Genomic DNA, 26,221 nt, shown 5'->3' on the forward strand with positions numbered 1-26,221 from the left:
GGGGCCGCGGAACGCGCCCCGGCCGGCCCGCGCCGCCCGGCGGCCGCCCGCCCCTCCCCCGCGCTCGACCTGGGCGCGTACCTCGACCGGGAGCGCCCATGACCAGGCGAGAAGGCGCACGAGCCGTCAGTCGGCGCGCACGGGCGCATGTTCCTGCCGAGCGAAGCGAGGCGGGCGCATGAGCAACCACCTCGCGATCGCGACCGTGACCGAGGCACTGCGGCTGCTCGTCTCCCGGGCGCTCTCGCCCGACATCCCGTTCGCGGTCGAGGTCGGCACCCGCAAGCCGCCGACCGAACCGCCGGCCGATCCGACCATCACCGTGTTCCTCTACCAGGTCACGCCCAACGCCTCGCTGCGCAACCACGACGCGCCCACCCGCGCGACGGACGGCACCGTGCTGACCCGGCCGGCCGCCGCCCTCGACCTGCACTACCTGATCAGCTGCTACGGCGAGGAGTCCCAGCTGGTGGGCCAGCGGCTGCTCGGCTGCGTGGTCCGGACGCTGACCGAACAGCCCGCGCTGTCCCGGCAGTTGATCGAGGAGGCGGCCGCCCAGCCGTACCTCGTGGGGACGGACCTGGCCGCCTCGCCGCAGCGGGTGCGCTTCACGCCGACCACGATGGACGTCGACGAGATGTCCAAGCTGTGGAGCACGCTGCTCCAGACCCCCTACGCGCTGTCCGTGACCTACCAGGCCACCGCCGTGTTCGTGGAGGGCAAGGTCGATCCGGTGGCGGGCAAGCCGGTGCTGCGCCGCACCGTACGGGCCGTGCCGTCCCGCGGGCCGGTCGTCGAGCGGGTGCTCTCCCGCCCGGCCGGGTCCCCCGGCGCGCCCGAGGAAGGACCGGTGACCAGGGACCGGGAGCTGGTGGTCGTCGGCTCCGGTCTGCGCGCGGAGCTGGTCGTGGCCCGGTTGGGCGGGCGGCGGGTGACGGTCGACCCGGGCGGTGTCCGGGACGACCGGCTGGTGGTGACCGTCCCGGCGGACCTGCCGCCCGGCGTGTACCAGCTGCAGGTGCTGCACGGCCTGGCGCTGGACGGCCGGCCCGCCGCGGACCACCTCGCCGTGGAGTCCAACGCCCAGACCTTCGCCCGGCAGCCGCGGATCGCCGCGCCGATCGGTACGGCGGACCGCGCCGACGGGCCGGCCGGGGTCTCGGCCCGGCTGGACGTCCGGTTGGACCTCCCGCTCCGGGACGACCAGCAAGTCCTGCTGCTGCTCGACGAGTTGAGCCCGCCTCCCGGGCGGGCCGGGGCGAGCTACCAGTTCCGCGCGCCCGCGCCGTCGCAGCCGCGCAGCGACCCGTTCGCGGTCCGGGTGCCGGTCACCGGCGTCCGGTCGGCGGTGTACCTGGCACGGGTCCAAGTGGACGGCGTGCCGAGCGAGTTGACCGTGTCCGGCGACGGGTCCTTCACCGGCCCCGTAGTGGACCTGACGCACTGACCGCAGGACGCACCGACCAAGGGACGGGACGGGGGGAAGAGATGGCAACGCGCCGCAGGCAGGACCGCGACGGCCTGGCGGACGAGTCGCACCGGCAGTCGCTGTCGGCCGCGGTCGCCGCCGTGCTCGAACGGGTCGACGCGCACGCGGCCGGCCGTACCACCGAGCCGCCCTCGCCAGCGGCCCCCGGCACCGGCCGGCCGTCCTCCCCCGGCACCCGCCGCACCGCACGCCGGCCGCCCGCCACCGCCCTGGACGCGCTCGCCGCCTCCTTCGGGCTCACCCCCTTCGAGCGGGACGTCCTCGTGCTGGCCGCCGCCCCCGAGATCGACCCCACCGCCGCCGCCCGGTGCGCCGCGGCCGGCGGCGACCCCGGGCGCGGGTACCCGACCTTCTCGCTCGCCCTCGCCGCCCTGGACCGGCCGCACTGGAGCGCGCTCACCCCGGTGGGCCCGCTGCGCCGCTTCCGGCTGGTCGAGCTGGACGACGAGACGGCGCTCACCGCCTCCCGGCTGCGGATCGACGAGCGGGTGCTGCACTTCCTGGTCGGCGTGCCGTACCTGGACGTGCGGCTGCACGGCCTGCTCACCCGGGTCGGGCCGCCCGGCGAACTGCCCGACCCGCACGAGCGGTGCGCGGCCGAGCTGGCGCGGGGGTGGTCCGCGGCCGGGCTGACCGGCCCGCCGCACGCCGAGCTGAGCGGCGCCGACCGCCGCACCCGCTGGGAGATCGCCTCGGCGGCCGCCCACCGCTCGGGGCTCGGCCTCTACGTCGCGCACCGCGAGGACCTGCCCACCGAGCCCGCCGAGCGCGAGCAGCTCGCCCGGCTGTGGCAGCGGGAGGCGATCCTGATCCCGGCCGCGCTGCTGGTGGAGGACGGGGAGCCGGCCCGGGAGCAGCCGCGGTCCCCGAACGGCGCGGAGGCCTTCCTCGCGAGCCTGGCGGTGCCGCTGGTGGTGTCCGGCGACGAGCCGCGGCCGGCCGGGGCCTCCGACCGTACCCGGCTGACCGTGCCCCCGCTCGGCCCCGAGGAGCAGCTGGGGATCTGGACCGAGGCACTGGACGGCGCGCCGGGCATCGCCGGGGACGGACTCCGGGCGCTGGCCGCCCAGTTCTCCCTGCCCGGCCATGTGATCCGCTCGGCCGCCGCAACCGCCCGGCGGGCGGCCGGGAAGGACCGGGACGTCGGCGAACTGGCCTGGCACGCCGGGCTGGTGGAGGCCCGGATGTCCCTGGACGAGCTGGGCCGGCGGGTCGAGCCGCGCGCCGACTGGGAGGACCTGGTCCTGGAGGAGCGCCAGCGCGCGACGCTGCGCGAGATCGTCGCCCACGTCCGCCGACGCGGCACGGTCTACCAGGAGTGGGGCTTCGAGTCGGTGCTGCGGCGCGGCCTGGGGGTGACCGCGCTGTTCGCCGGCGGGTCGGGCACCGGAAAGACGCTGGCGGCCGAGGTCGTCGCCGGGCGGCTCGGGGTGGACCTGTTCGTCATCGACCTCTCCCAGGTCGTCAGCAAGTACATCGGCGAGACCGAGAAGAACCTCCGGCGGGTCTTCGACGCGGCCGAACGCGGCGGCGCGCTGCTGCTGTTCGACGAGGCCGACGCGCTGTTCGGCAAGCGCAGCGAGATCAAGGACAGCCACGACCGCTACGCCAACCTGGAGGTCAGCTACCTGCTGATGCGCATGGAGGCCTACCGGGGCCTGGCCGTGCTCACCACCAACATGAAGAAGGCGCTGGACCCGGCGTTCATGCGGCGGATCAGGTTCGTGGTCGACTTCCCGTTCCCCGGGGTGCCGGAGCGCGCCGAGATCTGGCGGCGGGTCATCCCCCGACGGACCCCCAGCGAGGGCCTCGACCCCGAGCGGCTCGCCCAACTGACCGTGGCCGGCGGCTCGATCCGCAACATCGCGCTGTCCGCGGCCTTCCTGGCCGCCGACGAGGGCTGCCCGGTCCAGATGCGGCACATGCTGGCCGCCGCGCGCACCGAGTACCTGAAGCTGGAGCGCTCGCTGTCACCCTCGGAGGTCGGCGGATGGGTGTGAACGCGCGGGACGGTGGCGGGCCGGGCACCCCGGAGCACGCGGGTGCCGGGCGGATCGAGGTCGAGATCGGCGAGCTGGTCCTCGACGGCTTCGAGCGGATCGACCACGAGCGGCTGACGACGGCGTTCCGCGGCGAGCTGGCCCGCCTGGTCGAGACGCGCGGCGTGCCGCTCGCGGCGGCCGGTGACCGCGCGCTGGACCTGCTCTCCGGGCTGCCGCCGCTGCCGGCGGGCGCCTCACCGCAGCGGCTCGGCGAGGCGCTCGCCCGCGCGGTGCACGCCGGGCTGTCGGGCGGCGGTCGGCTCTTGGGTGGCGGTCGGCTGTCGGGCGGCGATCGATCCGGCGGCGGGCCGCACGTGGAACGGGGGCGGACGTGACGCAACTCAAGGCCTCCGTACGGGACTCCGCGCAGGACGCCAAGCAGGGCGGCCAGGCCCGGCGCAAGACCCGGGCCCCGAAGGCCCGTACCCCCGAGCCGAAGGAGATCGTCTCCGGCGCGGGCCAACCGCTCGACCCGGGCGTGCGCCGGGAGTTGGAGGCGCGGCTCGGCCACGACCTCAGCCGGGTCCGGGTGCACACCGACCGGGACTCCGCCGCGCTGACCGAGCTGATCGGCGCGGACGCCGTCGCGGTCGGCCCGGACCTCTTCTTCGGCGAGGGCAAGTACCGGCCGGCCGCCGAGGACGGCCGCCGGCTGCTCACCCACGAGCTGCTGCACACCATCCAGGCCCCGAACCCGCTCGGCGCGCTGCGGGCCGGCCGCGACCTGGGCGCGGTGAGCCTGCCGCAGGACGCCGTCGAACGCGAGGCGGAGCAGGGCGCGGCCGAAGGCCGGCCGACGACGGCGACGCCCAGCGCCACACCGGGCTGGCTCCGCTACGCGACCGTCGACGCCGACCGCTTCCGTACCGAACGGCTCGACCCGGCCACCCTGGTCGACCGGCTGGCGTCCGGCATCCTGCGCTCGCTGCGCGGCGACCCGACCGACTCCTCCGGCCGGGTGCGCCTCCAACTCGCCCGGTTCGCGCCAGAGTTGCAGTCCTCCGTACTGGACCGGCTGGCGGACCTGCTGCCCTCCTCGGACTACACCCGGGTGCTGGAACTGGTCGAGGCCGCCGAGCACCGCCCGGCCGACGTGGACGCCGCGCAGACCCCCGAGCCGGTGACCGATGCCGCCGACCGGACCACCGACGACCGCGACCGGACCGACCAGGAGGACCGCGAGGAGCGGGACCGGAAGCGGCAACTCGACGACGAGGCAGGGAAGTCGGACGACCCGAAGGCTCGCCGCAAGCACCGGAGGCACCGCAAGGGCCACGGCGACCAGGAGGGCGAGGACGCCAAGGGCGACAAGGACGACAAGGACGGCGGCGAGGAACGCCCGGACCAGCAGGACGAGCAGCAGGACGGGCAGCAGGACGAGCAGCAGACGCCACCAGCCGAGGGCGAGGCCGCACAGCCTCCCGCACAGCCGGAGGCCGGTCAGGCCCAACTCCCGGCGGAAGCCCAGCCGTCGGCCGTCGAGGAGGCGCCGGCGGCAGGCGCGGAGCAGGCGCCGGTGGCGGCCGAGGAGGGCGCCGTCCAGCCGGTTGTCGCCTCCGCACTCGGCTCGCCCGAGGCCGAGCAGCAAGGCGTCGGCACCCGGCCCTCGGCCGGTACGAAGCCGCAGGAGCCCGCCGCCGGGCCGTTGCCGCAGCCCTCGCCCGTCAAGCCCGAGCGCCTGGACGCGATCGCGCGGGCCGAGGACAGTCCCCTGGCCCGGCACGGGCTGCTGGAAGGCGACCACCAGCAGCGCGAAGCCCCGGACGAGGAACGGCCGTTGGGCATGGAACCCGGCGCCGACTCCGAGGTCCACGACGCGCCCGCCGCGGGCGAGGAGCGGCAGTCGTCGGCCACCCCGGAACCGGAGCTCAAACCCGGCGACTTCCTGCCCTCCGCCGACCTCGACGTGTCCGCCGTCCCGACGGCCGATCAGCTCACGCTGTCGGCGGACGGCACGCCCCCCGCGCAGGCCGAGGCGCCCGAGTTCCCCGAGCCGCCCGCGACCAAGGCCGACCAGGTGCAGGCCGAACGGGACAGCCGGCCGGAGGACGACGCGGAGGCGGCCCCGGCTCCGTCCGGGCAGGCCCAGCCCGAGCCCGCGCAGCCCGGCGCGGCACCGCAGGCCGCCCCCGAGCCCACCCCGGCCACCGAGGCCGAGGACCGGAGCGCCCGCGACCTCCAGCCGGAACAGCCGGTCGAGCAGGAGATCGGCCCCGAACCCACCGCGAACCCGGCCGCGGCCCCGGCCCCCGCCGAGCCCACCCCTCCGGAGGCGCCGCAGCCCGAGGCCCCCGCCGAGGCGGCGCGCGAGGCCGAACCGGCACCCGAAACGGCGTCCGAAGCGGCCCCCGAAACGGCCGCCTCGCCCGAGCCGGGCGGCCCGGACCGTACCGCCCCCGCGACGCCGGGTCCGGTCGACGGCAGCGGGCCGGTCGGCGGAGACGGCGCCGTCCTCGACAGTGCCCCCGGGGCAGCACCCGGTGCCACCCCCGACGCCGCCCTCGACGCCGCCCCCGGCCCGGCCGCCGAGCAGGCCGACGCGTCCGGCGGACTCACCGCCCAGGCCGCCCCCGACGCCTCCCTGGAGGCGGGCGGCGGCACCTGCGCGGGCCCCCAGCAGCCCACCACCGAGGCGGAGCAGGACGGCACCGGCGGCGCCGGTGGCGGCTGTGCGGCCGGGGGCGGAGGCGGAGCCGCCGCCGGGGGCGCCCAGGGCGGGCAGGACCAACAGCAGAAACCGGCCCCGCCCGACGTCTCCGGCCAGGACCCGCAGAGCGCGCTCGCCACCGCCGCGAGCCTGCCGCCCGATCAGATGGCCACCACCCTGGACGGCGTGGACGGCTCGGTGGACCGTACGGTCGGCGAGCAGCACGCCCGGCTGCAGGCCGCCCCGCCGACCGCCCAGCGCCCGTCCGGGGCGCCGCAGACCCAGTCCGGCGCGCCCGAGGCCGCGCCGCCCGCCGAGGCCGTGACGGAGCGGCTGGAGCGGGTCGGTCCGCAGGGCGCGGACGGCGGGCAGCAGACGGCCGATCAGAAGAAGGTCGAGGGCCGGAACCCCGGCGACCGGGTCGCCCCGCCCAATGTCGCCGACGACGCGGGCAACCAGGTCTCGGCGCAGGAGGTGCAGCAGGCCCAGGTCGCCGTCGACGGCGTCCCCTCGACCGACCCGGCGCTGAACACCACGGTCGGCCCCGCGCCCAAGGTCGAACTGACCGGGGAGAGCGACCCGGCACGCACCGATCACCAGGCGGCGAAGCTCAAGGAGAGCTCCGGCAGGATCCTCGGCGTCGGCCGGGAGGACACCGCCAAGCCGATGGGCGAGGACCGGATCTACCCGGACGTCCCGAAGGAGACCCTCACCGCCTCCGTCCCGGGCGGCGGCGGCAAGGGCGGGGGTGCCGGGGCCGGTGGCGCGGTCGACACCAAGCCGGGCATCGGCATCGTCACCCAGCAGGAGCGCGGCCCGCAGATCCAGGCCGCGGTCGGCGAGGGCCAGGGCCGACTGGGCTCCGAACAGTCCAAGCAGAAGCAGGGCGAGGCCGAGGCCCGGCGGCAGAACCAGGCCGAGGTCGACCAGGCGGTCGCCGACAACGCCCAGGCCCAGGCCGGGGAACGGGGCGACGCCGCCGAGAAGGTCAAGGCCGAACGCGAGCAGTGGCGCACCGAGCAGGACGGGAAGATCTCCACCGCGGACCAGGACGCCGGTGCCGAGCACACGGACAAGACCGGCCAGATCGACAGGAAGCGCGCCGGGGCCGACAAGGACGTCCAGGACCGCCGGCAGCAGGACAACCAGAAGATCCAGGACAAGCGGAAGGAGGCCGAGGAGAAGGCACAGAAGGAGAAGGACCGCAAGAAGGAGGAGTCCGAAGGCTGGTGGGGCTGGGTCAAGTCCAAGGTCAAGGCGGCCTTCGACGCACTGGTCGAGGCGGTCACCAAGGTCTTCGACTTCTTCCGCGGCCTGATCAACGGCATCATCGACGGCTTCCGGACGTTCGCGAACTGGGCGATCGACCAGGCGCGGAAGTTCGCCGTCGAGCTGATCGACAAGCTCGCGGACGCGCTCATCAGGATCTGCGACGTCCTGCTGGCGGCCTTCCCCGAGCTGCGGGACAAGTTCCGCAAGAAGATCGAGGAGTGGCGCGACAAGGCCATCGCCAAGGTCAACGAGTGGGCGGACCGGCTCAAGAACGCCGTCAACAAGCTGCTCGACGCGCTGGCCGCCGGGCTGAACGCGCTGCTGGACGCGCTGGAGGCGGGGCTCAAGGCCGCCATCGAGGCGGTCCGCAAGGCCGTCATGGACGCGATCGACTTCGTCCAGAAGGCGATCGCGGTCTTCGGCGAGTTCGCGGCCCTGATCGGCGACATCGCTCCCGACCCGGGCGGCTGGCTGAAGAAGCTCGGCACCGCCGCGGTCGACGGCATCCAGCACTACCTGTGGGGCGCGATCAAGAGCGCGGTGCGGACCTGGTTCAACGAGAAGGTCGAGTCGGTCGTCGGGCTGACGTCCACCCTCGTCAACGTGCTGGTCAAGGGCTGCATCTCGATGGCCCAGATCGGACGGATGGCCTGGCAGGCGATCGTCGCCGCGCTGCCCGGGATGATCGTCTCGATCGTCGTCGAGAAGCTGGTGTCGATGATCGTGCCGGCGGCGGGCGCGATCATGGCGATCATCCAGGGGCTGATGGCGGCCTGGAACACCATCAGCAAGATCATCGCGGCGATCGGGAAGTTCGTCGCCTTCCTCAAGGCCGTCAAGTCCGGATCGGCCGCGTGCCTGTTCGCCGACGCGGTCGCGGCGGGCGTGGTCGCACTGCTCGACTTCATCTCCAACTTCCTGCTCAGCAAGCTCAAGGGGGCCGGCAAGGCCGTCGGCACCAAGCTCAGGGGGATCGCCCAGCGGATCCTCAAGGGCCTGGCCAGGGCGGGTCGCGGTGCCCGCAAGGCGGCGGGCAGGGCCGTCAACAAGGCCCGCGCGAGCCTGCGCCGGGCCACCCAGTCCCTGCGGCGCCGGCCCGGCCCCACCCGTCCCGCCCGTCCTGCCCGTACCGGACCCGCCCGGCACACCGTGCAGCACGCGGAACACCGCCCGACCGCCACCACCGGACGCCCCCGCCGCGAGACCACCCGCCCCAAGCCCACCGCCCCCCGCCGCCCCACCTCCCCCGTCGGCCGCGCCCTCAACTCCTCCCGCCAGACCGTCAAGGCCGCCCTCAACCGGGTACGGACAGCCGCCCGCACCCTCGGCCGCAAACTCCTCAACAGCAAGCTGGGCCGCGCCCTCACCAACGGCGCCCACAGGATCCGCGACGCCTACCGCAAGCAACGCGACCGCCTCCGCGCCTGGCACCAGAAGCGCCAGCAACAGCGCGCCCAACGCCGCGCCCGCGAGAACTCGCCCGAGGCGAAGCAGCAGCGCCTGGCAGCCATTTTGGCCCGTCTGCGCCCGAGACTGCACCGGCTGCTCGGCCGAGGGCTGCCGGACAAGGTCCTGAGCGCAGTGCTGAGGGCACTCCGGGTCTGGTACCGGCTCACCGGGCTCGACAAGGTCGGCTCCTCCGCCTTTCACGTACTGGCGAAGCTCAATCCGCAGGAAACCGCCGTCGACGGGATCGATGTCGACATTGCCGACCGCGTGGTCCTGATGATCAACAAAATCGGCGAGGAGTACCGCGCGAGGGCCCTGCAGGCCAACGGCGGACGGGCTCTACCCGAGCCGGCATCAGCGGCAAGGGACACGTCCGAACTTGGCCAGCTGGTCAGCAAGGGGAACATCAAGAAGCGCCAGACTGTCGAACGGTTCGAGGTCGATGTCGCCCAGACTCCGTACCAGGCATCCGGAATGGTCCAGAGCATTCCTGCTCGCGATGCCATGAACATCCCGAGCTATGTGGAGTATCGCGACAACGATCGGATCCTGGCCAGCGTACGACGGGACCAGGGACCGTCCTATTCGGGAAAGGTCCAACGGGAAGATCAACTGGTGCACTGGACCTGGCGGGAGGGCGATACCCTGAAGTCGGCCGCCCTCAAGCACAACGAGTGGACGACCAAGCTGGAGAACGAGTGGACTCCTGCGGAGCGCCGCGCACTGGCAACCAGCGCCCTGTCCGTCATCTCCGGAGGCAGGCCCGAAGGCCGACACCAACAGAATGCCGCTGAACTCGCACAGTGGCACTTCCAGGTGGAGGGAGGCCGCGACCCGGCGACGTTCGCACTGACCACCATGGGTCTTGACATGGCCTCACGAGGCCACGGTCAACTGAAGCTCGGTGACGAGGAGGTGGACTACTCGGATCTTCTGCAGTTCGCGCGGGACTTCCCGATGCGCGAGTTGAAGGCCAAGAAGATCCGGAAAAACCTCCACAAGCACATGGAGACGGTCCAGAAGCACTGGGACAATCCCGTTGGCGCTCGCGGGAATCCCCTCAAGCGCCCGCTCAACAACACGGACAGCAAGGCCGGCCAGGAAAAGTCCGACATGCGTCGAAGGCAGCTCCGAATATTCCGCGCCTGGCTCGCCAGCGTCGACGACCTGAAGGCTTGGGCGAAGGAACTGGAGGGTCTCGCGGCAGAGAGCCCGCAAGTCGTCGAAGCGAGGCTCGCCCAGCTGGAGAAGCTCATCCGCGCCAGACTTGAAAAGCTTTGGGAGAAACACAGTGGGTCAACGACTTGAACATGGTGAGCGGTATGAGTAAAGGTGACATCGAGTTCGGCTCCCGCCGACGCGTACTCCGACCAGGCCCAGGGGAGGCCGAGGTCGAGGCCTTCTGCGCGGCCCACGCGTGGCCGCGGGTCGGAGAGGGCTGGCTGGATCCGGAGGCCAAGTGGGAATACAAGATCACCTGGTCCTGTGGGCCCGCGGTGAAGATTCACTACGTGGAGGACGAGCTTGCCGGGCAACGGTATGTCCAGACCTCCGGCTCCAACCTGCAGATCCTGGAGCACTATGCGCGCATTGCCGAGGAAGAGCTCCCGGTGTGGAACCTGGAAGACCTCGTCGAGCAAGCCGATCTCGCCGAAAACCCCATTCGACGGGGCTTGGCACTCATCCGGCTGGGGGTAGGGGCGCCCACCCGCATCGACAGTGATGTGTTCGCACGGATCGCCGCCGGTCTTGAGGACGCCGCGAAGGAAGTCCGAGACATGTCGATCCTCGCATCGCTCTACGCGGCGTACCCGAGCCTCCGCCCGCTGTTGGAGTCCGTTTCCGAGAATGACGAAGTCCAGGACCTGCGGGACCGTGCACGCTCGATCCTCGCGGCGTTCGACAACATGGGAGTTGCACGGGAGTGACCGGGTACACGGACGCGCCGAAGCCGATCAGGGCCGGGCTGGTCGTCGTCGATCCGCTGCGGGGGACTCCGCAGCGGGTCGTGGTGCTGCAGTTCAATCCGGACAGCCTCGAACGCTCGTTGGCGCCGCAGGTGGCGGGCGCCGATGGGAGCGGGGACCGGACGGAGGCGTTGCGGCTGAAGGGGCCGGCCGTCGAGAGCTGGAAGTTCACGGCGGAGCTGGACGCCACCGACCAACTGGACGTGCCGGCGCCGAACGGGATCCATCCGCAGTTGGCGACGCTCGAACTGCTGGTGCAGCCGACCAGTGACCAGGTGCGGGCGAACCAGGCGCTGGCCGCGCTCGGCACGTTGGAGGTCACGCCGATCGAGGCGCCGCTGACCCTGTTCACCTGGGGTGGGAAGCGGATCCTGCCGGTGCGGCTGACCGAACTGACCATCACCGAGGAGGCGTTCGACATCGACCTGAACCCGATCAGGGCGGCCGTCGCGATCGGGCTGCGCGTCCTGACCGTCAGCGATCTGCCGACCGGGCACCGCGGGGCCGAGCTGTATCTCGCGCACCTGGCGCAGAAGGAGCGGCTGGGCGGTGCCGCGGCCGACGGCCGGTTGGGCGCGCTCGGGCTGGGCGGGGGGTTCCAGTGACCGTCGACCCGCTGAACGCGCTGCCCGCGCCGTCGCCGTATCCGCTGACCAGCCGCTATCACGGCATCCCGGTCGCGCTGCACACCGAGCCGGACGGGCGCCAGGTCCCGTACCTGCGACGGCGGTTGCTGCCGAGTGCGGACGGGCTGACCCCGCTCGCCGAGCACACCGTCAGCGCCGGGGACCGCCCCGACCTCCTCGCCTACCGCTACCTCGGCAGCGCCGACCAGTGGTGGCGGATCGCCGACGCCAACCCTGTCCTCGATCCACGGGAGTTGACCGCGACGCCGGGGCGGCGGATCGTGATCGCCCTGCCCGGCGCGGTACCGGGGGCCGGGCCGGGGGTGGGGAATGGTTGACGCCTCGGCGGTCACGGGGGGCGGGGCGATCGGGTCGATCCACCTCAGCCTGCTGATGGGGCCGCAGATTCCGGTGCCGGTGCCGCAGCCGGTGACCGACGCGCTGCTGTCGGCGCAGGTCACGGTGGCGTCGGGGCAGCGCAGCGGGTTCCAGTTGGCCTTCGACCTGTCGAAGAACGGGCTGATCAACACCGCGCTGCTGCCGGGCGGTTTCTTCGACCCGAAGATCAGGGTCGTGCTGATGGCCGTCGTCACGGGGACGCCGGCCGTGCTGATGGACGGGGTGATCATCCGCCAGGAGGTCGGGATCAGCAACCAGCCCGGCCAGTCCACGCTCACCGTCACCGGTGAGGACCTGACGGTGCTGATGGACCTGGAGGAGCAGGCCGGCGTGCCCTTCCCCGCGATGTCCCCGGCGGCCCGGGTCGCCGCGATCATCGGCAAGTACGGGCAGTACGGCATGATGCCGCTGGTCGTCCCGGAGCTGGTGCCGCAGACGCCGATGCCGACCCGGCGGATCGACTTCCAGAAGGGCACCGACCTCGGCTACGTCAACGAGCTGGCGAAGGCCAACGGTTACGTGTTCTACCTGGACCCCGGGCCGGTCCCGGGGATGAGCCGCGCCTACTGGGGGCCGGAGGTCCGGCTGGGCGTCCCGCAGCACGCGCTGAACGTGAACATGGACGCGCTGTCCAACGTCGACCAGCTCACCTTCGCCTTCGACGGCACCGCCCGCGAGGAGCCGGAGGCGCGCATCCAGCTGCCGGCGACCAAGGTGTCGACGATCCTGCCGGTGCCGGAGGTCAGCATCCTGCGGCCGCCGCTCGCGCTCAGGCCGGCGCCGGCGCTGAAGAAGAAGGTCATCGCCGACACCGCCAAGAAGGACACCTCGCAGGCCGTCGCCGAGACCATCGCCAAGGCGATGCAGTCGGCGGACTCCGTCTCGGGCTCGGGCCAGCTCGACGTCGTCCGGTACGGGCACGTGCTGCGGCCGCGCGAACTGGTCGGCGTCCGCGGCGCCGGGATCACCTATGACGGCCTGTACTTCGTCAAGAGCGTCACCCACAACCTCAAGCGCGGCTCGTACACCCAGAACTTCACCCTGGCCCGCGAGGGCCTGATCGCCCTCCAGCCGACCGTCGTCCCGTAACACCGGAGTCCGCGCCACCGAACCACCGCAGCACCGCAGCACCGCAGAGAGCCGAAGTCCCGCAAGGCCGCCCCGACCGGCAGGAGTTGCCAGCATGGCCGAACCGACCCGCTACCTCGGCAAGTACCGGGGAACGGTGGTGAACAACACCGACCCGCTCGGGATCGGCCGTATCCAGGCGCAGGTCCCCGACGTCCTGGGCGACGCCGTTTCGACCTGGGCGATGCCGTGCTTCCCGGTGGCCGGCCCGGGCATGGGGCACTACGCGGTGCCGCCGGTCGGGGCGGGCGTGTGGCTGGAGTTCGAGCAGGGCGACCAGAGCTACCCGATCTGGACGGGCTGCTGGTACGGCTCCGCGTCCGAGGTCCCGGTGGAGGCGACGACCGGGCCGCCGGGCGTCCCGAACATGGTGCTGGAGACCTCGGGGCGGCGGGTGATCGTGCTGTCCGACGACCCGACCACGGGGATCACGCTGCGCACCCCGAGCGGGGCCTCGATCGTGATCAACGACTCGGGCATCCGGATCAGCAACGGCCAGGGCGCCTCGATCGCGCTCGTCGGCGCCACCGTGACCATCAACCAGGACGCCCTGAGCGTGACCTGACGGGGGGAGAGTGTCTTGTCCGGAAAACTGCTGCACGTCAATGCGACGGTGATCTGCCCGCACGGCGCCCAGGCGACGGCGGTGCCCGCCCAGGGCCGGGTGCTGGTCGCCGGGCAGGCCGTCACCAGCACGGCCGACCTGTACACCGTGACCGGCTGCCCGTTCACCGTGGCCGGCAAGCCGCAGCCCTGCGTCACGATCCGCTGGGTGCTGCCGTCCGCCCGGATCCGGGTGAACGGCTCCCCCGCGCTGCCGCAGTCCGCCACCGGGCTGTGCCAGAGCGCCGAGCAGCTCCCGCAGGGGCCGCCGGTCGTCACCGTCGTCCAACAGCGGGCGGAGGGGCTATGAACACCACGCGATCCACCCAACAACCCGGCAACAGGACGGAGTTGAGGGCGCCGGGCCCGGCCCGGACGGACCTCGCCTTCCCGTTCCGGATCGACAGCCGCGGGCGCACCGCCGGGGCGGCGTACGACGACCACGTGCGCGACCTGATCGAGCAGTTGCTGTTCACCAGCCCCGGCGAGCGGGTCATGCACCCGGACTTCGGCTGCGGGCTGCTCGACCTGGTCTTCGCGCCGAACAGCCCGGAGCTGGCGGCCACCCTGCAGCTGTCCGTCCAGGCGGCGCTGCAGCGGTGGCTCGGCGATGTGATCGAGGTCGCCTCGCTCGACGTGGAGAGCGAGGACAACGTGGTGCGGGTCGAGCTGGCGTACGTCGTCCGCCGGACGGGCACCCGGCGGCAGGACGTGTTCGAGGGCGGGGTGGCGGCATGACCGGCCAGGCGGAATTCCCGACCACCGACTGCGGCACGGAACTTCGCCGGGCCGACGTGCGCGCGGCGCGACTGCTGGGGCTGGACGGCGCCGAGCCGAGCGACGACGGGCGCACGCTGACCGTGACCTTCCTCGGCCGGGCGCCGGACGAGCTGGGCCCGGAGAACATCCGCGTCGACGGCGGCCGCCGGATCACCGGTCTGCGCGCCCTCGCGGTCGACATCGAGCGCGCGGACGACCCGGAGCTGGACGACCGGATGCTCGTCACCCTCGACCGGGCCGGCGACACCTCCCGCTACCGGCTGAGCGTGGTCCGGGCGGACGCGTACGGCCGGCCGGGCACCCGCCCGTTCCCGGGCTTCGACCCGCGGTACGCGCACACCGGGTTCTCCTTCGGCGCCGACTGCCCCTCCCCGTACGACTGCCGCACCGACGAGGACTGCCCGCCCGCCGTCCGGCCGACGCCGGTCATCGACTACACCGCGCGCGACTACGAGAGCCTGCGCCGGCTCGTGCTGGACCGGATGAGCCTCACCGTCCCCGGCTGGACCGAGCGGCACCTGCCCGACCTCGGCGTCACCCTGGTCGAGCTGCTCGCCTACACCGCCGACCAACTCTCCTACCAGCAGGACGCGGTGGCCACCGAGGCGTACCTCGACACGGCCCGCCGCCGGGTGTCGGTGCGCCGGCACGTCCGGCTGGTCGACTACGCCGTGCACGACGGCTGCAACGCCCGGGCGTTCGTCGCGCTGGAGGTGGACCGCTCCGTCACCCTGCGGTCCGGCACCTTCCGGTTCGCCGCCGTCGACGTCGGGCGGCTCGGCCCGCAGGAGCGCCCGGAGCTGTCCACGGTGATCCCGGACGAGGAGCTGGACGCGCTCGCCCGCACCGCCGCCGTGGAGGTGTTCGAGCCGCTCGGCGGGGCGGACCTGGTGCTGCACCCCGCGCACAACACCATCCGGTTCTGGACCTGGGGCGACCAGGACTGCGTCCTGCCCCGGGGCGCGACCTCCGCCACCCTCCGCGACGACCGGCCGGAAGCCGACCCGTGCCCGAGCGACGACACCGCCCCGAGCCCGCGCGACGGCACCGCCCCGAGCCCGAGCGACGGCACCGCCCCGCACGGCGACCGGCCCGGCACCGACAAGCCGGAGCCCCGCACCCGCCACCTGGCGCTGCGCCCCGGCGACCTGCTGGTCATCGAGGAGGTCCTCGGCCCGCGCACCGGCGCGCCCGCCGACGCCGACCCCGCGCACCGCCAGGCCGTCCGGCTCACCTCCGTCACCCCCCTGGTCGACGAGCTGTACGACCAGCCCGTGGTCGAGGTCACCTGGGCGCCGGAGGACGCGCTCGCCTTCCCGGTCTGCCTGTCCTCCCACGGCGGCAGCGACTGCGGCCCGATCGCCGACGTGAGCGTCGCCCGCGGCAACGTCGCCCTGGTCGACCACGGCCGCTCGCTCACCTTCTGCGGCGGCGCCCCGGAGGCCTTCCCGGTACCGCCGGAGCCGGTCCGTACGGCGCCCTGCGGGCCGGGCGGGTCCGGCTGCGCGGACCGCGCCGAGGGCAGTCCGGCGGCGGAGGCGATCCGGGAACTGCTCGACCAGGCCCGCGACGGCCGCCAGCTCGGCCCGGAGCAGGTCCGCGCCCTGGACGCGCTGCTCGGCGAGGCGACGGTCCGGCGGGCCGGGCTCGGCGTCCTGCTCGCGCCCGGCGCGACCGCGGAGGGCGAGGACGGCGAGGGCGCGGTGGTCGAGCCGCCCACGGCCGACGCCCAGGCGGCGGCGCTGGAGACCCTGCTCGACCAGACCCGCTACCCCGTGCTGCCGCAGCCCTTCCGCCCGCTGCTGCGCTACGCACCGGTCACCCAGGCGGCAGGCTACCCCGACCGCGCGCACGTCTGCGCCGGGCAGGCCGCCCTGCTCGCCGGCGTTCCGGAGCGGGTCCGGCTGCGGCTGGAGGAGCTGTGGCACCGGGCGTGCGACGGCCACCACCTCTCCCGGGCCGAACTCGCCGAACTGACCCTGCTGTTCGGCGCCCGGGTGGTGCAGGAGCTGCGGCTCGCCGAGCGGCCCGCCGCCGGGCTGCGCGAGCTGCTGGCCCGCCGCACCCGCCTGCTCGCCGCCAAGCTGCGCCGCCTGGAGGTGCTCACCGCGCGCGCCCGCTCCGGCGGGGTGCTCGGCCGGCCCACCGTCTGGGAGGTGGCCCAGAGCTGGGGCGTCCGGTACGCCGCCGGGCTCGACCCCGACTCCCCCGCGCTGGCCGGCCCGGCGGCCGGGATCGCCGTCCAGGACCCGCGCGCCGCCCTGCCCGAGGTCCGGGCCACCTCGGCGGGCCAGGAGTGGACGCCCCGCCGGGACCTGCTCGCCGACGGCCGCCGGGACCGGCACTTCGTGGGCGAGCCGGAGGACGACGGGCGCCTCGCGCTGCGCTTCGGCGACGGCCGCCACGGCCTGCCGCCCGCACCCGGCGGCACGCTGGAGGTCGCGTACCGGATCGGCAACGGCACGGCCGGGAACGTGGGCGCGGAGGCCGTCAACCACCTGGTGGTCTGCCGGGACCGGCCGCCCCGGCCGGACCGGCGCGGCGCCGCCGCCCGGCCGCAGGACGCGGTGCGGCTGGTCCGCAACCCGCTGCCCGCCACCGGCGGGGTCGAGCCCGAACCGCTCGACCAGGTCCGCCGGCTCGCCCCGCTCGCCCTGGGCCGCACCCGGCTGCGCGCCGTCACGGCCGCCGACTACGCGGAGCTGGCCGCCACCCTGCCGGGCGTCCGGCGGGCCGCGGCCGCGCTCCGCTGGACCGGCAGCGTGCAGGAGGTGCACGTCGCCGTCGAGCCGTTCGGGCAGGCGGTGGCCGGTACGGCGCTGCTGGAGGCGGTCGGGCACGGTCTGGAGGCGTACCGCCGGATCGGCCACGACCTGGTCGTCCGGCCCGCCCTGCTGGTGCCGCTCGACCTCGAACTGCGGGTCTGCGCCGCCGCCGGCTACCAACGCGGCCACGTCCTCGCCGAGTTGCGCCGGGTGCTGGGCAACCGCGCCCTGCCGGACGGCCGCCTCGGCTTCTTCCACCCGGACGCGCTGGACTTCGGCGAACCGGTGCGGGTCTCCCGGCTGGTGGCCGCGGCCGCCGCCGTGCCGGGCGTCGTCAGTGCTGAAGTGACCAGGCTGCGGCGGCAGTTCGGCCGGGACGACGGCGAGCTGGACGACGGGCTGCTGCGGCTCGGCGCGCTGGAGATCGCCGCGTGCGACAACGACCCCGACCGGCCGGAGAACGGCCGGCTCTCGATCGTCCTCGGAGGTGGCCGATGAACGGCCAGTGCACCTGCGGCTGCGCGGGCACCGCCACCGCGACCCCGGTCCCGGTGTTCAACCCGCCCGGACTGGACGCCGTCGGCTACCGGGTCGGCCGCTACGGGGAGTTCCTCGACAGCCTGCTCGCCCGGCTGTCCGGCCCCGCCTACCCGGCGCTGCGCGACCTGACCGTCCGCACCCCGGACGACCCGGCGATCGCGCTGCTGGACGCCTGGGCCGTGCTCGCCGACCTGCTCACCTTCTACTCGGAGCGGATCGCCAACGAGGGCTACCTGCGCACCGCCACCGAGGAGGACTCGCTCGCCCTGCTCGGCCGGCTGGTCGGGCACCGGCCCCGGCCCGGCGTGGCCGCCGACACCTACCTCGCCTACTCGCTCGACCACGACCCGCGGGCGGCCGAGGACCCGACCGTGGTGATCCCGCGCGGCGCCCGCAGCCAGAGCGTCCCCGGCCCCGGCGAGGACCCGCAGTCCTTCGAGACCGCCGAGGACCTCCCCGCCCGCTCGGCCTGGAACGAACTGGCCGTGCTGCGCCGCCGCCCGTACCAGCTGACGCCCGGCCAGCTGAACCCCGGCGGGCGCGCCGAGCTCTTCGCCGCCGGCACCGCGAACAACCTCAGGCCCGGCGACCGGCTGCTGTTCGTCTTCAGCGCCGACAAGGCCGCCGACCCGGTCCACCGGATGCTGCGACTGGTGCCCGAGGTGCGGCTCGACCGCGACAACGACGTCACGGTGATCGGGCTGCCCCGGGACCTGCGCACCCTCAAGGACCTGCGCGCCGAACTCGCCGACTGGATCACCGTCTCCGAGTCCGCCCCGAACCCGAGGCCCGGGCACAGCCGGATCATCCGGGACTTCGACGAGCAGGTGCTCGCCCCGCTGCGCGCCGACCTCGACCGGCCGTCCGGCCCGCTGGGCACCCCGGCCGAGTTCGCCGACCGGCTCGCCCCGGTGGTCGACCGGGCCGCCGAGGCCGCCGAACTGGCCCATGCCCAGCAGCCGGTGGCCGACTGGTTCGGGCACCTCGGCGAGGAACTGACCGGCCTGCGGGACCGCGCCCACCAGCTGGAGCCGCCGCAGGCCCCCGAGAAGCCCGGGCCCCCCGGCCCCGGGGCCCCCGACCCGGCCGTGCGCGGACTCGGCTCGCTGCTGGCCGCGCTGCGCACCGCCCCGACCCGGCCCCCGCTCAGCGCGCGGGACCTCGCCCGCGACCCGCAGCGCCTGTTCGCGCCCGGCTCGGACCTCGGCGCGCAGCTGCTGTCCGCGCTCGACCCCCGGCTGCGCGACGGCCTCTACCCCGCCTGGCGGCAGGTCGACCTGACGGCGCCGCTCGCCGTGCACGAGATCCAGGCGATGCGGGTGGTCGCCACGCCGTTCGGCGCCACCGCGCCGCTCAAGCCCGTCTACGGCACCGACGGCCGGATCGACCGCTACGTGGACTGGCCGCTCTCCGGCAGCACGCTGGTCAGCGTCCGGATCGCCTTCGACGACGCCGGCACCGTCCCGAAGACCGCCGACTTCACGTACGTCGAGGCGGGCAGCCTGGTGCACAGCGGCTTCTCGCTGCCGTGGGACCACACCTTCCCCTTCGGGCCCGGCCAGGTCAAGATCGTCACCACCGAGCCGGCGGCACCGCCCGTACCGCCGCCGTCCGCCGTGCGGACCGCCGTACCCGCGCCCGCCCCGGAGGCCGGCGTCAGCGCCCAGCTGCTGGCCGAACTGCCGGAGCGCACGGTCTTCGTGTCCCGCCCCCAGGCCGACGGCCGCGTCCACGTGAAGGTCGAGGGCGGGCCCGGCCCCGCGCTCGACTACCGGCTCGACCCGGGCCAGGAGCGGACCGGCGAGTCCGGCGAGCTGAACGTCCGGGTGCACCGCTACGCCGGCACCGACCAGTCGGCGCCCGCCGTCGAGGTGGTCCTCACCACCAAGCTGCAGCCGGTCTCCGGCACGGTGCTCACCCTCGACGCCGTGTACGACCAGATCGCGCCCGGCAGTTGGGTGGTGATCCAGCGGCCGCGCAAGGGCCTCGACGGCGGCATCCCGGGCAGCCGCGACCTCGCCGAGGTCATCACCCGGGTCACCGACGTGCGCGTGGTCTCCCGCGCCGACTTCGGCATCACCGGCAAGGTCACCGAACTCTCCCTCCAGCAACCGTGGTTGGACGACCAGGACACCCAGCTCTCGCACCTGCGGGACGCCACCGTCTACGCCCGCGGCGAGTCGCTGCGGCTCGCCGACGAGCCGGTCACCGAGGACGTCCGCGGCGACCGGATCGAACTCGCCCGGCTCTACGACGGGTTGACCCCCGGCCGGTGGATCGCGGTCAACGGCGAGCGGACCGACCTCCCGCACACCACCGGCGTCCGCGGCACCGAGCTGGCCATGATCGCCGGCGTCGAGCAGGGCGTCGACCCGCTCCTGCCCGGGGACACCGTCCGCACCACCGTCACGCTCAGCGCCCCGCTCGCCTTCCGCTACCGGCGCGACACCGTCCAGGTCCTCGGCAACGTGGTCCGCGCCACCCAGGGCGCCACCCGCGACGAGGCGATCGGCAGCGGCGACGCGGGCGTCCCCGGCCAGCGCTTCACCCTCTGGCAGTCGCCGCTCACCTGGCTGGCCGCCGACACCCCGGGGGGCGCGCGCAGCACCCTGGAGGTCCGGGTCGACGGGGTGCTCTGGCACGAGGTCGACAGCCTCACCGGACGCGGCCCGGACGAACGGGTCTACGTCACCGCGACCGCCGCCGACGGCCGCACCACCGTCACCTTCGGCGACGGCGTGCACGGTTCGCGCCTGCCCACCGGCCGGGAGAACGTCCGCGCCCGCTACCGGATCGGCATCGGCGAGAGCGGCAACGTCGGCGCCGGCCGGATCACCCAGCTCACCACCCGCCCGCTCGGCGTCTCCGCCGTCGTCAACCCGCTGCCCGCCACCGGCGGCGCCGGACCGGACGGACCGGGCCTGGCCAGGCGCACCATCCCGCTCGCCGTCACCGCCCTGGACCGGCTGGTCTCGGTGCCCGACTACGAGGACTTCACCCGCGCCCGGGCCGGCATCGGGCGCGCCAGCGCCACCCGGCTCTCGGACGGCCGGCGCGAGCTCGTCCACGTCACGGTCGCCGGGGTGGACGACATCCCGCTCGCCGCCGACTCCGACCTGCTCCGCACCCTGCACTCCTCGCTCACCGCCTACGGCGATCCGCGGCTGCCGGTCCGGGTCGCCGTGCGCGAACTCGTCCTGCTGGTCGTCGCCGCGGGCGTCAAGGTCGCCCCCGACCACTCCTGGGACCTCGTCGAACCGGCGGTGCGCCGCGCCCTGCTCGACCGGCTCGGCTTCGCCGGACGCCAACTCGGCCGTCCCGCCCACCTGTCCGAGGTGCTCGCCGCCGCCCAGGCCGTCCCCGGCGTGGACCGGGTGGACGTCGACGCCTTCACCGGCGTGCCCGGCAGCCTCACCCCGGAGGGCCTGGAGAACCTGGCCGCCCGGCTCGCGCGGCCGCAGCCGACGGTCCCGGCCCGGCTCGCCCGCTACGAGGAGCAGCGCTACCGGGTGCGGGACGCCGCCGGCGAGACGCTCACCGACATCGCCGCCCGCAACGGCGTCCCGCTCGCGGAACTGCTGCGCCTCAACCCGGCCGTCACCGACACCCGGCCGCTGCCGGCCGGCCGCGTGGTGACGGTGTTCCGCGGCATCCGCCCGGCCCAACTCGCCGTACTGGCACCGGACCTGCCCGACACGTTGATCCTCAAGGAGATCCGCGGATGAACCAGCGCACCCATCGGAGGCGGGCATGACCAGGGACCCGGACGGGCTGCTGGAGCTGCTGCCCCAGTGGCACCGGCTGCGGGACGCCGACGCGGGCGAGCCGCTGCGCGCCCTGCTGGCCGTCATCGCCGAACAGGTCGACGTCGTCCGCGGCGGCATCGACCAGGGCTACCAGGACTGGTTCGTGGAGACCGCCGCCGACTGGGCCGTCGCCTACCTCGGCGACCTGGTCGGCTACCGGATCCTGCCCGGCTACGAGGAGGTGCTCGCCACCGGCCTGCACGGCGAGGCCTCCGCGGAGCGGATCGCCGCCCGCGACCGGCTCGCCGCCCGGCTGGCGCCCCGCCAGGACGTCGCGAACACGGTCGCCAACCGCCGCCGCAAGGGCACCCTCGCCCTGCTGGAGGAGCTGTCCGCCTCGGTCGCCGAATGGCCGGCCCGCGCCGTGGAGCTGTCCCGGCTGGTCGCCGGCACCCAGCCGGTGCGGCTGCTGCGCCCGGACGAGGAGCCGGCCGACCGGCAGCGGCTGGGCCGGGGCCGGCTGGTCGACGTCCGGCGCGGCGCGGCGCTGGACCTGCTCGGCGGGCCCTTCGACGACCAGGCGCACACCGTCGACGTCCGCCAGGCCGCCTCCCCCCGGCGCCAGGGCGGCTACACGCCGGCCGGTGTCGCCCTGTACGTGTGGCGGCTGAAGCCGTACCCGGTGACCCGGGCGCCGGCCTACTGCGTCGACCGGGCCAGGAACCTCTTCACCTTCTCGGTCCTCGGCAACGACGCCCCGCTGGTCACCCGGCCCGAGCCGGGGCCGTCCACCGCGCACCCCGCGACGGCCGACACCGTGCCGGCCCCGATCCGGCGCCGGCAGCTGGCCGAGCGCACGGCCGACTACTACGGGCCCGGCAAGAGCTTCGCCATCTGGCGCGACGGCGCCCAGGAGCCCGTCCCGCCCGCCGAGATCGTGGTGGCCGACCTGACCGACTGGACGTACCGGCCCAAGCGCGGCCAGGTCGCCGTCGACCCGCTGCTCGGCCGGATCGCCTTCGGCGCCCGCTCCGCCCCGCGCCGCGGCGTCTGGGTCGACTACCACTACGCGTTCGGCGACGACACCGGCGGCGGCGAGTACCCGCGCGACCGTCCGGAGTCCCGGCACCGGACGCTCTACCAGGTCGGCCCCGGCCGGCCGTTCGAGCGGATCAACGACGCGTACGAGCAGTGGCGCGCCGACCAGCGGGACGGCACCGCGGGCGGCTCCGCCGTCATCGAGATCACCCACAGCGGCGCCTACCAGGAGCAGTTGGACTTCGACCTGGAGGCCGACGACCGGCTCGAACTGCGCGCCGCCGAGGGCACCCGGCCGGTGATCCGGCTGCTCGACTGGTACAGCAACCGGCCGGACGCGCTCAACGTCCGGGGCACCTGCGCGGGCGGGCGGCTCGTCCTGGACGGCCTGCTGGTCACCGGTCGCGGGGTCAACGTCACCGGGCCGCTCGCCTCCGTCACCCTGCGGCACTGCACCCTGGTGCCGGGCTGGTCCCTGGAGCCGCACTGCGAACCGCACGCGCCGCAGGAGCCCAGCCTGGTCCTGGACCACACCACGGCCTGCGTCCGGATCGAGCGCAGCATCCTGGGCACGATCCAGGTCGTCGGCGACGAGGTGGACGACGACCCGCTGGAGATCCACCTGGCCGACAGCATCCTGGACGCCACCGGGCCGGACCGCCCGGCGCTCTCCGGGCCCGACTGCGAGCACGCCTACGCGGTGCTGCACGCGCACCGCTCCACGGTGGTCGGCGAGGTGCACACCCACGCCGTGCGGATCGCCGAGGACAGCGTCTTCACCGGCCGGATGCGGGTGGCCCGCCGCTCGCTCGGCTGCCTGCGGTTCTGCTACGTGCCCCCGGGCTCGCGCACCCCCCGCCGGTACGAGTGCCAGCCCGACCGGGTGCGCTCGGCGGTGACCGAGCTGGTCGAGCGCGGCGAGCTGGACCCGGCGCGGGCCGCGCGGCTGCGCGAGACCGAGGCCCAGCGGGTGCGGCCGCTCTTCGCCAGCCTCCGGTACGGCACGCCCGGCTACGGCCGGCCGGCCGCCGGCTGCGCGCCGGAGATCACCCGCGGCGCCGAGGACCGCTCCGAACTGGGCGCCTTCCACGACCTGTTCCAGCCCCAGCGCGAGGACAACCTGCGGGCGCGGCTGGCCGAGTACACCCCGGCCGGCACCGACGCCGGCCTCTTCTTCGCCACCTGACCGACCCCTGAGCAACTCCCCACCGACTGACGACCGTTGACTGTGAGAGGGACCCCGTGCACGCAGACTTCTCGCGCCTGACCTTCCGGCCCGGCAGGCACTACTCCGCGGTGCTGACCCAGCAGGGCCGGGTCCAGCTCGACGCCGACGCCAACGAGCAGGCCGCGATCGAGCGCCACCAGCTGCGCACGCTCGCCACCGACCTGATCGGCCGGCGCGGCGGGCCCGTCGGCGCGGCCGGGTTCGCGATCGGCTACCTGCCGGGCAACCACGACCTGGACGACCTCACCATCGGCGGCGGCCGGTACTACGTGGACGGCGTCCTGTGCGAGGCCGACCGGCCCGGGCCCGGCACCGCCGTGCCCGACGACGGCGTCTGGGGCGCCGAGGCCCGGGAGGCGCCCGCCGGCTGGACGTACTGGGACCAGCCGGACGCCTACCGGGACCAGGAGCGCCCCGGCGACCGGCTGCCCGGCGCGTTCCCGTTCCTGGTCTACCTGAAGGTCTGGGAGCGCAGCGTCACCGCCGTGGAGGACCCGGAGATCCGCGAGGTCGCGCTCGGCGCGGCGATGCCCGACACGGCGGCCCGGGCCAAGATCGTCTGGCAGGTACTGGCCCTTCCCGCCTCGGAGTTGAACGTGCCGGACGGCGGTCCGTCCCGGGTGCTGGAGGCCTTCGACACCTGGGCCGCGCCCCGCGAGCGGCCCTCCTCCTGGCTGGCCGCGCGGGCCCGGCGGCCGGAGCGGGCGAGCGAGGACCCGTGCCTGGCGCACCCCGAGGCCGGCTACCGGGGCCCGGAGAACCAGCTGTACCGGGTGGAGGTCCACCACGGCGGTTCGGCCGAGGGCGGCGCCACCTTCAAGTGGTCCCGGGAGAACGGCTCGGTGGTCCTTCCGATCGCCTCGGTCGAGGGCGTCTGGGTCGCCCTGGACACGCTGGGCGACGACGACAAGCTCGGCCTCTCGGTGGGCGACCGGGTCGAGGTCGCGGACAGCGCGTACGTCAGCCGGGACGAGGCGGCGAACCTGCTCCAGGTGGAGGAGATCGACCTGCCGGGCCGCCGGGTGCGGCTGTCCGCCGAGCCGGCCCCGGGGGTCGGGCGGCTGGCCGAACTCCACCCCTTCCTGCGCCGCTGGGACCACCGGGAGGCCCGCGGCCGGGACGCCCTGCCCCTGGCCGGCGGCGCCCTCCAGCTCGCGGAGGGCGCCTGGCTCGACCTGGAGGACGGCGTCCAGGTGTACTTCCGGCCGGGCGGCGCCTACACCCGGGGGGACTACTGGCTGGTCCCCGCCCGCACCGCCACCGGCTCGGTGGAGTGGCCGCGGAACGCGGCCGGCGAGGCCCTGCTCCAGGAGCCGGCCGGGGTCCGGGTGCACCACGCCCCGCTCGCCTGGGTGAAGGGCCCGACCACCGTCGTCGACCTCCGCCGGACCTTCGCCCCCCTCACCGCCCCCACCCCGGCCGAAGCCTGACCCCCAGCCCGGGCATGGTCGGGGAGCGCCCTCCCACACCTCGCCCTCACCGACGGAGGACCGAGCCGCTGACAGTGCCGGGGCCATCCCGTGGACGGCGTCCGATTCACTGCCGCTGGTACCGCCCCTGGTGACCGTGTCCCGCGTCACCCTTGGCTCGTCTCCGCCTCAAGCGCGGAGACGCGCAGGGGGGCAGGGGGCGGACCCCTTCTCGCCGCCGGCTCTGACCTCCCGGTACAACCGGGTCCGGAGCACACCGGAAAGACCAGCGCTCAACATCGTGGCAGCAGACAGGAGCAGCACGGAACCGGCCGTCATCTTGGGCGACGGTCTGCATGTCCGCGACGGCCCCGGAACGGACTGGCGGGCTGGGCCCCGGCGACAGTCCGCGCCGGGAGGGTGAACCAAGCAAACCTGACGGATCACGGCCGACAGCGCGGAACCGGTCACACGATTCGGCCGGACCGCTCAGTCTTCCGCCGCCGGACCGCGCCTACTCGTCACGATGTCGCCGGGGAACTTCGGCAGATTCTCAACGAGCAGCCGGTCCCGGTGACGGATCGCGCTGTTGCGGCCCACCATCTCCTCCCCGGACAGGTACCGGAAGAGCCACTCGGAGAAGCTCTGCTCGAACTCGTGGAAGACCCCTCCGTCCGCCGCCAGGCTGACCACGACCCAGTCCCCGGTCTCCGCCGCACGTTGCCGGAGGAAGACCGTCTCCCGCCGATCGGTGCTCGCCACCGGGATCAGCCCATACGGCCCGCCGAAGGTCGGGACCTCGCCGTGATACTCGGGCCCGTCGTTGGCGATCCAGTCGAGGACGGCCAGATCGGCCAGCGAGCTCGACAGCCATGCGGCCAGGTTGAAGAACTCGGTATCGGGGTGACGAATCGTCAAATGACTACTGAGGCAGACAGGTGCATACGTCTCGACGATCTGCTTGTAATCGTCGGGCAGCTCGACTCCTGCGGCGTGGCTGACCGCACACCACGCCTCCGCCGAAACGGAATTTCGCCCCCCCGGACCGATCAGCCTAAAAATCCGGTCTATGAATTCCATGTCCACTTTCCCA

General features: G+C 74.3%; 16 protein-coding genes. 15 read left to right on the forward strand and 1 reads right to left on the reverse strand.

Annotation, left to right across the window (positions count from 1 at the left end):
- The first annotated feature begins 178 nt into the window (after positions 1-178).
- The 15 genes from ACFU6K_RS01630 to ACFU6K_RS01700 all read left to right on the forward strand — a co-directional run bounded on the left by ACFU6K_RS01630 (position 179) and on the right by ACFU6K_RS01700 (position 25,149).
- Positions 179-1,447 (forward strand): DUF4255 domain-containing protein, encoded by a 1,269-nt coding sequence (locus ACFU6K_RS01630; RefSeq protein WP_380660262.1) that lies wholly within the window; start codon positions 179-181, stop codon positions 1,445-1,447.
- Between the two features lie 41 nt (positions 1,448-1,488).
- Entirely contained in the window at positions 1,489-3,489 is a 2,001-nt protein-coding gene (locus ACFU6K_RS01635) for an ATP-binding protein (protein ID WP_380660263.1), read from the forward strand.
- On the forward strand, positions 3,480-3,866 hold the full coding sequence (locus tag ACFU6K_RS01640; protein WP_380660264.1) for a hypothetical protein: 387 nt from the start codon (positions 3,480-3,482) through the stop codon (positions 3,864-3,866). Before ACFU6K_RS01635 ends, ACFU6K_RS01640 begins: the two co-directional genes overlap by 10 nt.
- Positions 3,863-10,207 (forward strand): DUF4157 domain-containing protein, encoded by a 6,345-nt coding sequence (locus ACFU6K_RS01645; protein ID WP_380660265.1) that lies wholly within the window; start codon positions 3,863-3,865, stop codon positions 10,205-10,207. Before ACFU6K_RS01640 ends, ACFU6K_RS01645 begins: the two co-directional genes overlap by 4 nt.
- 14 nt (positions 10,208-10,221) lie before the next feature.
- On the forward strand, positions 10,222-10,827 hold the full coding sequence (locus ACFU6K_RS01650) for a hypothetical protein (RefSeq protein ID WP_380660266.1): 606 nt from the start codon (positions 10,222-10,224) through the stop codon (positions 10,825-10,827).
- Complete coding sequence (locus ACFU6K_RS01655; RefSeq protein WP_380660267.1) at positions 10,824-11,471, forward strand: hypothetical protein; 648 nt, start codon at positions 10,824-10,826, stop codon at positions 11,469-11,471. Before ACFU6K_RS01650 ends, ACFU6K_RS01655 begins: the two co-directional genes overlap by 4 nt.
- Positions 11,468-11,830 (forward strand): hypothetical protein, encoded by a 363-nt coding sequence (locus tag ACFU6K_RS01660; protein ID WP_380660268.1) that lies wholly within the window; start codon positions 11,468-11,470, stop codon positions 11,828-11,830. Before ACFU6K_RS01655 ends, ACFU6K_RS01660 begins: the two co-directional genes overlap by 4 nt.
- Positions 11,823-12,980: a hypothetical protein gene (locus tag ACFU6K_RS01665; protein ID WP_380660269.1), complete on the forward strand. Its 1,158-nt coding sequence runs from the start codon at positions 11,823-11,825 to the stop codon at positions 12,978-12,980. Before ACFU6K_RS01660 ends, ACFU6K_RS01665 begins: the two co-directional genes overlap by 8 nt.
- 94 nt (positions 12,981-13,074) lie before the next feature.
- Positions 13,075-13,584, forward strand: a complete 510-nt coding sequence (locus ACFU6K_RS01670) for a phage baseplate assembly protein V (RefSeq protein ID WP_380660270.1) — start codon at positions 13,075-13,077, stop codon at positions 13,582-13,584.
- Positions 13,585-13,599: 15 nt separating this feature from the next.
- The gene (locus ACFU6K_RS01675; protein WP_380660271.1) at positions 13,600-13,932 is read left to right on the forward strand and encodes a hypothetical protein; all 333 of its coding nucleotides are present in this window, start codon (positions 13,600-13,602) and stop codon (positions 13,930-13,932) included.
- Entirely contained in the window at positions 13,929-14,360 is a 432-nt protein-coding gene (locus ACFU6K_RS01680; RefSeq protein ID WP_380660272.1) for a GPW/gp25 family protein, read from the forward strand. Before ACFU6K_RS01675 ends, ACFU6K_RS01680 begins: the two co-directional genes overlap by 4 nt.
- On the forward strand, positions 14,357-17,665 hold the full coding sequence (locus tag ACFU6K_RS01685; RefSeq protein WP_380660274.1) for a putative baseplate assembly protein: 3,309 nt from the start codon (positions 14,357-14,359) through the stop codon (positions 17,663-17,665). Before ACFU6K_RS01680 ends, ACFU6K_RS01685 begins: the two co-directional genes overlap by 4 nt.
- Entirely contained in the window at positions 17,662-21,432 is a 3,771-nt protein-coding gene (locus ACFU6K_RS01690; protein ID WP_380660275.1) for a putative baseplate assembly protein, read from the forward strand. The genes ACFU6K_RS01685 and ACFU6K_RS01690 overlap by 4 nt, the downstream gene beginning before the upstream one ends.
- A 25-nt stretch (positions 21,433-21,457) precedes the next feature.
- Positions 21,458-23,677, forward strand: coding sequence for a hypothetical protein (locus ACFU6K_RS01695; RefSeq protein ID WP_380660276.1), 2,220 nt, complete (start codon positions 21,458-21,460; stop codon positions 23,675-23,677).
- A 56-nt stretch (positions 23,678-23,733) separates the two neighbouring features.
- The gene (locus tag ACFU6K_RS01700; protein WP_380660277.1) at positions 23,734-25,149 is read left to right on the forward strand and encodes a DUF6519 domain-containing protein; all 1,416 of its coding nucleotides are present in this window, start codon (positions 23,734-23,736) and stop codon (positions 25,147-25,149) included.
- Positions 25,150-25,617: 468 nt separating this feature from the next.
- Here ACFU6K_RS01700 and ACFU6K_RS01705 read toward each other — a convergent pair whose 3' ends face one another.
- The gene (locus ACFU6K_RS01705) at positions 25,618-26,208 is read right to left on the reverse strand and encodes a hypothetical protein (RefSeq protein ID WP_380660278.1); all 591 of its coding nucleotides are present in this window, start codon (positions 26,206-26,208) and stop codon (positions 25,618-25,620) included.
- Between the last annotated feature and the right edge of the window lie 13 nt (positions 26,209-26,221).

The organism is Kitasatospora sp. NPDC057512 (genome assembly GCF_042802135.1).
Taxonomy (GTDB): domain Bacteria; phylum Actinomycetota; class Actinomycetes; order Streptomycetales; family Streptomycetaceae; genus Kitasatospora.